Origin of the sequence: Nostoc sp. CHAB 5715 (assembly GCF_020829685.1) — a bacterium.
Lineage (GTDB): Bacteria > Cyanobacteriota > Cyanobacteriia > Cyanobacteriales > Nostocaceae > Nostoc.
Genome location: NZ_JAIVFR010000144.1, coordinates 1 through 10,240 on the forward strand (window position 1 = coordinate 1; position 10,240 = coordinate 10,240).

The 10,240-nt window shown below is 44.9% G+C and carries 10 protein-coding genes and 3 pseudogenes; 6 read left to right on the plus strand and 7 right to left on the minus strand.

The genetic code is table 11. From position 1 onward, the window contains the following. Both LC574_RS10380 and LC574_RS10385 read left to right on the plus strand, forming a co-directional pair. Positions 1–1,157: MFS transporter (locus LC574_RS10380; protein ID WP_229453448.1), on the plus strand; the 1,157-nt coding region annotated here is incomplete at its 5' end. A gap of 4 nt (positions 1,158–1,161) precedes the next feature. After that, on the plus strand, positions 1,162–1,428 hold the full coding sequence (locus tag LC574_RS10385; RefSeq protein WP_229453449.1) for a hypothetical protein: 267 nt from the start codon (positions 1,162–1,164) through the stop codon (positions 1,426–1,428). Here the strand turns inward: LC574_RS10385 and accD are convergent. The 3 genes and pseudogenes from accD to LC574_RS10400 form a co-directional block, all read right to left on the minus strand. Continuing rightward, positions 1,377–2,327, minus strand: coding sequence for an acetyl-CoA carboxylase, carboxyltransferase subunit beta (gene accD, locus LC574_RS10390; protein WP_229453450.1), 951 nt, complete (start codon positions 2,325–2,327; stop codon positions 1,377–1,379). The two genes, LC574_RS10385 and accD, sit on opposite strands and share 52 nt — an antisense overlap. Positions 2,328–2,662: 335 nt before the next feature. Further along, a pseudogene (locus LC574_RS10395) lies at positions 2,663–3,631 on the minus strand (ABC transporter permease); the annotation flags it as partial. A gap of 573 nt (positions 3,632–4,204) precedes the next feature. After that, on the minus strand, positions 4,205–5,086 hold the full coding sequence (locus tag LC574_RS10400; RefSeq protein ID WP_229453451.1) for an Npun_R2479 family HD domain-containing metalloprotein: 882 nt from the start codon (positions 5,084–5,086) through the stop codon (positions 4,205–4,207). 832 nt (positions 5,087–5,918) lie between these two features. Here LC574_RS10400 and LC574_RS38485 point away from each other — a divergent pair. After that, positions 5,919–6,875, plus strand: a complete 957-nt coding sequence (locus tag LC574_RS38485) for an HlyD family secretion protein (protein WP_368736679.1) — start codon at positions 5,919–5,921, stop codon at positions 6,873–6,875. Beyond that, positions 6,857–7,333 carry an efflux RND transporter periplasmic adaptor subunit gene (locus LC574_RS38490; protein WP_368736680.1) on the plus strand — a complete coding sequence of 159 codons (477 nt, stop codon included), beginning with the start codon at positions 6,857–6,859 and terminating at the stop codon, positions 7,331–7,333. Before LC574_RS38485 ends, LC574_RS38490 begins: the two co-directional genes overlap by 19 nt. On the opposite strand, the gene LC574_RS10410 is transcribed toward LC574_RS38490, so the two are convergent. Continuing rightward, positions 7,299–7,454 carry a hypothetical protein gene (locus LC574_RS10410; protein ID WP_229453452.1) on the minus strand — a complete coding sequence of 52 codons (156 nt, stop codon included), beginning with the start codon at positions 7,452–7,454 and terminating at the stop codon, positions 7,299–7,301. The two genes, LC574_RS38490 and LC574_RS10410, sit on opposite strands and share 35 nt — an antisense overlap. A 41-nt stretch (positions 7,455–7,495) precedes the next feature. On the opposite strand from LC574_RS10410, the pseudogene LC574_RS10415 reads away from it, so the two are divergent. Beyond that, positions 7,496–8,537: pseudogene (locus LC574_RS10415) on the plus strand (efflux RND transporter permease subunit); the annotation flags it as partial. Here LC574_RS10415 and LC574_RS10420 read toward each other — a convergent pair. The 3 genes and pseudogenes from LC574_RS10420 to LC574_RS10430 all read right to left on the minus strand — a co-directional run. Further along, a pseudogene (locus LC574_RS10420) lies at positions 8,477–9,415 on the minus strand (efflux RND transporter permease subunit); the annotation flags it as partial. The pseudogenes LC574_RS10415 and LC574_RS10420 overlap by 61 nt on opposite strands. A gap of 70 nt (positions 9,416–9,485) precedes the next feature. After that, positions 9,486–9,680 (minus strand): hypothetical protein, encoded by a 195-nt coding sequence (locus LC574_RS10425; RefSeq protein WP_229453453.1) that lies wholly within the window; start codon positions 9,678–9,680, stop codon positions 9,486–9,488. A gap of 22 nt (positions 9,681–9,702) precedes the next feature. Continuing rightward, the gene (locus LC574_RS10430; protein ID WP_229453454.1) at positions 9,703–9,987 is read right to left on the minus strand and encodes a hypothetical protein; all 285 of its coding nucleotides are present in this window, start codon (positions 9,985–9,987) and stop codon (positions 9,703–9,705) included. A 51-nt stretch (positions 9,988–10,038) separates the two neighbouring features. On the opposite strand from LC574_RS10430, the gene LC574_RS10435 reads away from it, so the two are divergent. Continuing rightward, positions 10,039–10,240, plus strand: a 202-nt coding sequence (locus tag LC574_RS10435) for a hypothetical protein (protein WP_229453455.1), incomplete at its 3' end; no start/stop codon positions are given.

Genomic DNA, 10,240 nt, shown 5'->3' on the forward strand with positions numbered 1-10,240 from the left:
CCTGTACCGGGCGCGCGGCGCGCTGGGCCGTGACGGTGATCGCACTGCGTTCTTCGACTTTGGCGGCCGGCGCAGCGGCCTCCGCCCGCGCAATTTCGACGGGTTCCGCGGCCGGAGGCGCAAGGGCGGCATCGTGGCTAAGTTGGGTAGCAATGATAGTTCCCCGGCAATTGCGAGGCAGGTATTTTGGGATACGCAATAGCGCTGCTAGCCTCACCAATTTGGTTTGCGTACCAATAGCCGGTCTAGTTGTATCACATTGGTATGGTGGAAGTATCCAAGGCTATGGGGTGGTTTTGCTGGTAGGTATAGTGTTTGGGATTGTGGGATTGGGGTGTCAATATTTCCAGGTAGATATGAATCCGCAATCGCAAAACACTTATTATGGCAAGTTACCTCAAACAAATAAGATTGAACAAGAGGCAAGAGAGCTCTTAGCTGGGAGCAAGGGGGATAGTTCAGATGGGGATTCAACACTTCGGCTACGCAGTTCGACTGCGGTTTCATCGAGCAAAGCCGAGATGCTTACCGTAAACTCAGTGACCACCCCACCTGTTGCGCCAGCTTCCAGCATCTGGAAAAACTCTAACTTTTTGAGATTTCTGCTGTATTTCAGCTTCTGGGCCCTTGCTGTTAACCTCAGCAGTCCTTTTTTTAACCTCTATATGCTCGACACGCTCGATTTAGACGTAAGCTACGTAACTATCTACAATAGCCTTCAGGCGGGGGCGACTTTGCTGATGCTCATCGTGTGGGGCAAATTAGCAGATAAGATAGGCAATCGTCCCATTTTGATCTGTATTGGGATTTTGGTTGCAGCCACACCACTGCTTTGGCTGGGGATTGGTGCTAATCGCCTTGATATTTGGTTGTGGTTACCCCTGTTACACATCTTGGCTGGAGGTACTTGGGCGGCGATTGACTTGTGTAACAACAATATACAATTGGCGATCGCACCAACTAAAAATCAGTCTATCTATTTTGCGATCGCAGCTGCCGTTGCTGGAGCGAGTGGTGCTTTAGGCACAACTATAGGCAGCTTCATCGTCCAATTTGCTCAGTTTGGAGGCTTACTGGGGTTGTTCGCCCTCTCTAGTCTATTTCGACTAACAGCGCTTATCCCACTACTTTTTGTTAAAGAGGCAAAGAGAGCATGAGGGAGTGGGGAGTGGGGAGTGGGGAGTGGGGAGCATGGGGAGCAGGGGGAGCAGGGGAGCAAGAGAGAAAGTTTTCCCCTCTGCTAAGAGCACCCCGCCCCTAGAGCCTCTTTCCCATGCCCCATGCCCCATGTCCCATGCCCCATGCCCCATGCCCCATGCCCCATGCCCCATGCCCAATGCCCAATGCCCAATGCCCAATGCCCTATGCCCTATGCTTTATTCTGCGGCTGTAGAAGTCAAGGACATTGTTTCCCACAACACCATTTGAGGTGTTGTTAGTACAGGCTGGTGTAGGGCAATCAGCTGGGCTAGGGTGTTCTTTAATTGGGTACGGGGTACGATATCATCAACAAAACCGTGCAGGAGCAAATCTTCAGCAGTCTGAAAATCATCGGGTAGTTTTTCCCGCAGGGTTTGCTCAATTACTCGCCGACCGGCAAAACCAATGGTTGCCTTGGGTTCTGCCAAAATGATGTCGCCCAACATCGCAAAGCTAGCGGTAACGCCGCCTGTTGTGGGATTGGTCAAAACAGGAATATATAATAATCGAGCGTCTTTATGGCGCTGTAGGGCTGCGGAGATTTTCGCCATCTGCATCAGGGAAAGCATTCCTTCTTGCATTCTTGCACCCCCGGAGGTGCAGACGATAACCACAGGATACCGCCGTTGAGTGGCTTGCTCAATCATGCGGGTGAGTCTTTCTCCCACAACCGAACCCATGCTACCACCCATGAAGCGGAAGTCCATAACCCCAAGGGCAATGGGCAAACCATTGATTTGACCTAAACCAGTTTTAACTGCGTCTATTAAGCCAATTTTCTCCTGCATTTCCCGCAAGCGATCGCTGTAGGGTTTGCGATCGCGAAATTCGAGCGGATCGGTTGGACGCAAATGCTCGTCTAGCGGTTTCCAGGTATTATGATCTATCAATTGACGGATGCGCTCATCGCTGTCTACCCGATTGTGATGACCACATTCGGTACAAACCATCTGGTTGGCTTTCAGGTCTTTTGTATATGCCAACACACTGCACTTAGAACATTTATGCCACAGCCCATCAGCAATTTCACGTTCTTGGCGTTCGAGGCTGGTAGATCCTGACTTCCGTCGATTTGCAAACCAATCAAATAGAGACTTTAAACCGCGTGATTCTTCGTTGTTAGCCATTTTTTATTTTATTTTAAGTGGGTATGAGGTCGAAAACATGTCAAGCCGTATCGGGTTGTCCTTAGCCTTTCGTCATTTATTTTTATTAATGACCCTTCGGGTGACGCTCCTACGTCGCTAACGCCAGTTGCTCATGGGGGAAACCCCCTTGGCGCTAGCCTCTCCCAAAGGGAGAAGACCGCACTGGCTCACTAATAGCTACATCGTCAAACTACTCTTTTAAGCAATTGAGATCTTAATTTTCATCTTTGGTTGCCAGCTTAACGAAAATACTTATGCCAATACAAGTCTCTTGCTCTTTTTTCAGCAGACTTAATTATATGGACATACTGACAAAGCATATTACCCCAAGAGGGGTCTGGTTGTTGTATTCCCAAACCGATAAGACTCAGTATCGCTTCTGCACCAATAAAGCTGGGAACTGCAAGAGTAGCAGAGATAACTACATAACTAGCTGTTTGCGGCAAAACGTGGCGGAGGATGATATAAATTGGGTCTCCGCCCATTGCACGCGAGGCTTGGACAAATTCTCGCTCTTTAATTGATAATACCTGTCCCCGAATAACCCGTGCTAAACCAGCCCAGCTAATAACCGAAGTAATCACCACAATCAGCAAAAAGCGCTGGGTACTGCTTAAACCAGGTGGTAAAACTGCCCCTAAAGTCACCAAAAGATAAATACTAGGGAAAGTCATTAGCACTTCTGCCAAGCGCATAATCACGCTATCAGTCACACCGCCGAAATAGCCGGAAATTCCCCCGATAATCAAACCGAGGGGGTAGGTAATGATAATACCAAAAATCCCGATAAACATACTGATGCGGCCGCCATGCAGCAGGCGACTGAATTGGTCGCGGCTTTGGTCATCAGTACCCAAGATGTTGAATTTTGCGCCAGTTGTTGTGCCAAATAAATGCCAATTTAAGGGGATACCAGCAAAGATTGTGACTTCATCCCACTTCGGGGGTAATGGCAAACTCATCTGCAACAATCGGTATTCTGGCCCGGAGACAAATAGACGCAAAGGTGAGGGCTTTGTCAAGTCTACAATGAGTTCGCGATCGCCTGTTTCTAAATTCGTGTCTCCCTGAGTCGTCGGATAAATATACGGCCCGATAAACTGCCCTGACTTAGAAATCCAATGTATTTTAGTTGGTGGCAGCAGTGAACCATTGGGCTGTGAAGCATAGGGGTCATAAGGAGCCACAAAATCAGCTGCAATTACTGCTATGTAGAAAATTAACAGTAAAATTGCCCCAAATCGTGCCAAAGGATTTTTCTTCAGTCGTCGCCACCAATCCATAAGAGTTAGGAGTTAGGAGTTAGGAGTTATGAGTTATTAGACTTTTATCTTAATTCATAGAACCTCGCGGTATGTGAGAAACTCAGAGGCTTCAGAGAAAGAGAGGGAAACGACACGAGCGGTTTTAACCGCCGTGTTCTTGTGTTAAAATTAAATGGTGAGTAAGAATTATTGTCTACGTGTTGAAGCATCCTAGTACGGAGAAATCCCGGCTCCTGTGAAACAACGGTTAGATTTTCTAACGGCAGTATGACGAGAAAGAGCAAACAATGGCAGGTTGAGTGAGCGTACCGTGCCACAGGCTTAGTGACAGATTCCGAAGCATTTTTTGAACAAAAGTAAGCGCGATTTCGACACCTTAATTGGTAGTTGTTTTGAGCGTTTAGGCGACGCTTGACGGTCGCAGCGAGAGTTTTACTCTGTCCGCAGAATCTCAGCGGCTTCAGCCCTGAGAGTGTCAAAATCCATCATTAATAATTCTCAACTCCCTACTCCCCACTCCTGTACAGACGCGATTAATCGCGTCTCTACTAATTCCCAACTCCTGTACAGACGCGATTAATCGCGTCTCTACTAATTCCCAACTCCTAACTTTTCTAAATAGCGCTGCTGTTCTTCCTGTTGTTTTTCATGTTCCACAACAAACACGTTTGAGTAGAGATTAGCCAGAATTTGTTTTCCCTGTTGTGTCAGTGATAGATAATGCAGCCCCTCTTGGATATAGGGATAGACGCCATTCCAGTAAAACTTAGCGTAGTTATTACGTAAATCAGCAGGGGTTTTATAGCCCAAAACTTTATTTACACCAGTTTCTTCAAACTCGTAAAATAAAGAAGTAATTTTCTTCAGGTAACGCGGGTCGCTTAGTTGACCAATCAAATCAGCAGCACGTACTAATCCAGCAAAACACCTTGTATCTTGATGATCTTCTGCCGCAGGTACGGGAAATCGAGTCAATTCAATATTCCTCTTAATTGCCTCAGCATCTATTAACTTGTGACCTCCAAAACGCTCATCAATAAAAAGCTTGGCTCTATCAACATGATACGGCGTGAGACTCGCATCAGAAGCGCCAGGAGCTACAGAAATCATTTTGCCATTTTTACCTGTGGCATATAAATTTGCTGTCTCTCGGTCTTGTCGGCAAACTCCCTTAACGTAGCCAATATCATGAGACAGCAAGGAAATTATACAATGCAGCCAGTCTTCACTGGAAACACCACCTTCTCTAATGTGTTTGCCACGTAATATTTCTTGCCCCACCAGGGTGACAAGTACTGTGTGTTCAACATTGTGATAAAGGGCATCGCTATTGGCAATGTTTTCTAAAGCCATGTTACCAGCCCAGGCGATAATGTCCTGATAATCATTTTTGAAGCAGCCGTAAGTGCGACGGTAGCCTTCTCGGATTTCATTTACAAAGGCATCAATTAAAATTTCAGTGGCATTGAACATATCTGGTTACTCTGGTAAATACCAATTATTTATTGATTTGATTTCAAAATTCCATAATCAGGCTTACCCTTGCTGGAATTTAACCTCTCTACTTCTAGGACAGAGGCTTAAAAACCCGATTATTTCATTGCTCCTCCCCTCCAAAGGCAGCCTGGGTAAGAGAGGTTTGTCGAATTCATGTGAATTTAGGACAATACATTTCGCTCCTTTGTAACTCACGTATAGCTGTGGACGCTAGCTTGTCTTATGCCTAAATTGCATGGTAGAGAATGGTTTCCTGATGACACAAAGGCTTCAGAGGAATTATCGATGCCGGACAAAAATATTTATTTGATATAACTTTATACATAAAAGGCTGGATTTGAAATTAGATCAATCTAGATTCGCTTCACTAGTTTTTCATATCTAACCATTGGTTGACGGTGATCTAAATACATATAGTGTGTGACCTTGAGTAGCTAGATGATATAAGATAATTTTTATATCATAATTTACATAAATTTTTTGGTTCTTCAGTTCATTTTATGGAACAGAATAATAAATAAAACCTAAAGATAGGCTAGATTTATTGCTGTGACTGGGTTTTAAGTTTTTGAGCCTTTCTATAAAACTGCGATTTTAATGCTCTACCATAAAACCAACGCAAGAACCAATTTTTTTAAGCCTTTTTGGCTAGTAATTACTCTTAGCAAGCTCATTTTATTATATACGTTGGCATCTAAAAGACATTTACTATGAAATGCCTCATAGTTGATATGAAGTAAAGAAACTTCAAGTTTTCTTAAGAAAATACCAAGATTGGTATGCATAGACAGCAAGTGGAGGTAGGACTGTGAGCGATGAAAGTGTTTCAGAAGTCGAGGTGAATAAACCTGTAACATCTGAAGATGCTAGGTTTTTGAGCAAATCAGATCAAAAACCAACCAGGGCATGGTTGAAGCCATTATTCTTAGGTGCTGGTTTAGGAATCGCGATCGCCTTTGGTGGTATGGCTGTATTAAGTCGTCTTCCATCCCGTCAACAAAGCGCGGTAGCGGATAAAAAAGTTAACCCAGCAATAACAGTTACCATCGCCACAGTAGAAACCGCCCGTGTTTTCCGTACCCTTAAAACTACTGGGACTGTAGCAGCAGGCGATTTAATTCCAGTGTTACCGCAGACAAACGGCTTACAAATCAAAAGCATCCCCGAAGATGTAAAAGAAGGGGCTTTTGTCAAAAAAGGCCAAGTGTTGGCGGTGTTAGATGGTTCCATATTGCAAAGCCAAATTAGCCAAGCCAAAGCAGATGTAGAATCAAAACAAGCAGATTTAGCAGCCAGGCAGGCAGATTTGGCATCAAATAAAGCCATAGTCCAGCAAAAACAAGCAGATTTAGCTCAAGCTAAGGCGAAGTTAGAAGAAGCAGCGAAGAATTATCAGCGCTATCAACAACTGGCTGACTCTGGGACAATTAGTAAGCAAGAACTCGATACTCGTTCCTACACTGTGAAAACTGCTACAGAAGTTGTGAATCTATCCCAAGAAAATGTGCGTAGTGCCCAGGCCAATATCGGCAGCGCCCAAGCTATCATCAACAAAGCCAAAGCCGATGTCAAGAGCAGTGCTGCTAAGGTGCAACAACTACAAACTCAGTTGGGACAAACTGTGGTGCGATCGCCGGTTGCTGGAGTCATCGCTGAAAAACTTGCCAGAGTAGGCAATGTGACTGGTGTACCGCCGCAAACCCAGGTGGGAACTGTGATTGTGGCACACAAAAGCTATTTTCGATTATCCGAGATGAAAAGTTAGAACTTCAGGCGAAAGTACCCGAAATTCAACTAAATCAAGTAAAAATTGGCGCATCTGTGCAAATTACTTCTGATGTCGATCAGCGCGTGCGATCGCAGGGACGAGTCAGGGAGATACAGCCACAGGTGAACGATCAAAGACGGGAGGCTACAGTCAAAATTGATTTACCGCCAACAACTTTACTTAAACCAGGGATGTTTGCTAGTGCTGCAATTACTACTAACTCAGGGATGAGGATGGTAGTACCGCAAAAAGCAGTGCAATCTCAAGCAGATGGAAGTGTAATTGTATTTACCTTATCGAGTGGAGATATAGTCCGCAGCCAGAAAGTAGAGTTAGGAGATCCCGCCAATGACGACAAAGTGGAAATCAAGAGTGGGTTGCAATTAGGCGATCGCGTTGTAGTTGATGGTGCAGGATATCTCAAAGATGGTGATAAAGTTCGAGTTGCAAATTGAAGGGAATGGGGAGTGGGGAGTGGGGAGTGGGGAGTGGGGGAGATGAGGGAGATGAGGGAGATGGGGGAGGATGAGGGAGATGAGGGACAATAATAACTCCTAACTCTTGACTAATGACCAATGACTAATGACTAATGACTAATGACTAATGACTAATGACTAATGACCTTTAATATCTCAGCTTGGTCGATTAAAAAACCTGTTCCTACAATAGTTTTATTTTTAATTTTGACAGTTTTGGGTTGGTTCTCCTTCATATCCTTGGGGATTGATACTAACCCAAATATTGATGTGCCAGCAGTTTCGATAGAAGTCACTCAACCGGGTGCAGGCCCGGCCGAACTAGAATCCCAAGTGACGAAAAAAATTGAAGATGCCGTCGCGGGGTTGGGCAATATCGATTATATAATTTCCACTGTCAGCGATGGGAATTCAGAGACGACAATTAATTTTGTTTTGGGTACAGATAGCGATCGCGCCACTAATGATGTTCGCAATGCGATCGCTCAAATTCGCCAAGATTTACCCCAAGATATCAACGATCCAATTGTGGAACGTCTGGAATTTTCTGGCGGCCCAATAATCACCTACGCAGTTAAATCAGATCGGCGTTCTGTAGAAGAATGAAGATAAATTTGGCGATGTGCGTCAAGCCGCCCGCTTGAATAATCAACCCGTGGTAGCTTTCCAAGTGTTGCGTAGTACTGGCAGCGTTCTGGTGACAGTGGAAGAAGGAGTAAAAGTAGCAGTTAAAGAACTGGAAAAAACCCTTCCCCCAGATGTCAAGCTGGATCTAATTTTTACTAGAGCCGATATTGTTCGCCAATCCTACCAAAGCACCATTGATGAATTGATTCAAGCTTCGGTGCTGGCGGTCATCGTTATTTTAGTGTTTTTGCGGGACTGGCGAGCAACATTAATTACGGCTGTTGCCTTACCCCTATCAATAATTCCCACTTTTGCAGTACAGCAAGCCCTTGGTTACACCCTCAACAACATGACTTTGTTGGCATTAGCGCTGGCGGTGGGCAACTTGGTAGATGATGCCGTCGTAGAAATCGAAAATATGGAACGGCACATGGCTATGGGCAAGTCAGCTTGGGAAGCGGCTTTTGACTCTTCCGAGGAAGTAGGGTTAGCGGTAGTAGCAAGTGCAGCGACGATTGTTGCCGTGTTTCTGCCCGTTGCCTTTATGGGTGGGATTGCCCGTTGTGGGTTAGGAATTACCAAAATCTCTGGTTTAACCAAACTCGCAGTCGAAGACACTTCTACCAATCCGGCTATGGATCGCATCTGCTTTTCTAGGGTATCAGCAGCTTGATTCAATGCTTCGGGATTTTCACTTCTGAGGACAATTGATAAACCTTTGCGATCGCCACCTGGTGACTGACTTTGAAAACTAATTCTAGCTCCTGGTATTTGCTCAAAGGAAGGGCGTACTTGTTGCTCAAACTGTTTTTGAGAAATATTTCGTTCCTCTCTAGGTTTGAGATTAATGGTAAGGGTTGCAGAATTGATCTCTTCGGTTGCTAATACACGTTCAACTACTGGGTTTTGCCGGATGATATCAGTCGCTTGTGTAACTACCTTATTAACGTCTTCTAATGTCGAACCAGGAGGTAATTCTATAGATACGTTGGAAATTCCAAAGTCGCCATCATCCACAAAACCCTTGGGAATCAAGGGAACCAGCGTTAGACTCGCAATGAAAAAAGCTAAAGCGATCGCCATTGTTGTCAATCTATGGCGTAACGCTCACTCTAAAAGTGATCTATAAGGTTGAAAACCCCGACGCTTCTCAGTTTTGACTTTTCTGTTTCCGTTCTTGCTACCTGGAAGTGTAAATTTAAAATTAAACAATTTTATTACACCCCCTGCCCCCCTACTCCCCTGCTCCCCTCCTTTTGTACAGACGCGATTAATCGCGTCTCTACCAACGCCATTAATCGCGTCTCTCCCCTTTTCCTTCAAAAGATATGCCCCCATCATCGGCGTAACCATCCGCGCTACAAGAGTGGAGAAAATTGTGGAAACTGCAACGGTAACACCAAATGGTTGAAAAAACTGCCCCGGAATCCCACCCTAGCCCTGTCAAGGTGACTGTTTTGCAGTCGCCAAAAGTTTGGCAGTCGAGACATGTGGATGTTGAGGGTCATACAATGGAAAAGTCTTTCTTCTTCTTTGGAGCACGGGTGTGTTTGAGAAAAGACTTCAAACGAACCCGCCAAGCCAAATCTTGGAGGCATTTGGCAAACTGTTCGAGTTCAAAATCAGCAAATACACTCCAATGCTCTGGAGCGATCGCAATCATCATTCCTCGATAAGTGCTTTGTACTTCGTCAACCATGTAGTAATCAGAAAGTCCTGCATCAATTTTTCCCACACCATGTATGCGTAGCTATTACCCCACGAACGGTTGCCAAAATGTTGTGAGTAACTAATGCAAGGCAAAACCAGAATAATGCAGCCTTTGGATAGCCCAAAGTTTGAATTTGGCACTCGTAATTTTCCGTCACAGTTTGAAACAGATTTTCAACACTGCGCCGTTCTCGGTATAATTGTGCGACAACTGCTGCGGTAACAGTAGGAGTTGGAAGCATTGTAAAAATGACGATTTCATTCTCACCGTTGCGATCTGGTTTTTTTAGTTTCAAAACAACTCGCCTGATCCGCAGCGATTTTCCGGCATCGCTCAAACTAACAGTTTGTTCAAGTCAAGAACTACTAGTGACTTTCCTGGCAGTGCCCCAGCAGCGATTGTTCGCAGTATTTTCAGACGATGGTCGGTTTTTTCAAGGCAGTTCCCATCAAGAATTCTGATTTTGTATCCACTTAATATTTGTGGTGATTTACCACCAACAAACTTTAATTTTACTTGCCATGCCTATGGCTGTTTCCCTTACAATT

Coding starts and splice junctions, on each gene's coding strand:
- accD (WP_229453450.1), bottom strand. CDS start 2,327: ATGGCTAACAACGAAGAATCACGCGGTTTAAAGTCTCTATTTGATTGG.
- LC574_RS10400 (WP_229453451.1), bottom strand. CDS start 5,086: ATGTTCAATGCCACTGAAATTTTAATTGATGCCTTTGTAAATGAAATC.
- LC574_RS10425 (WP_229453453.1), bottom strand. CDS start 9,680: ATGGTTGACGAAGTACAAAGCACTTATCGAGGAATGATGATTGCGATC.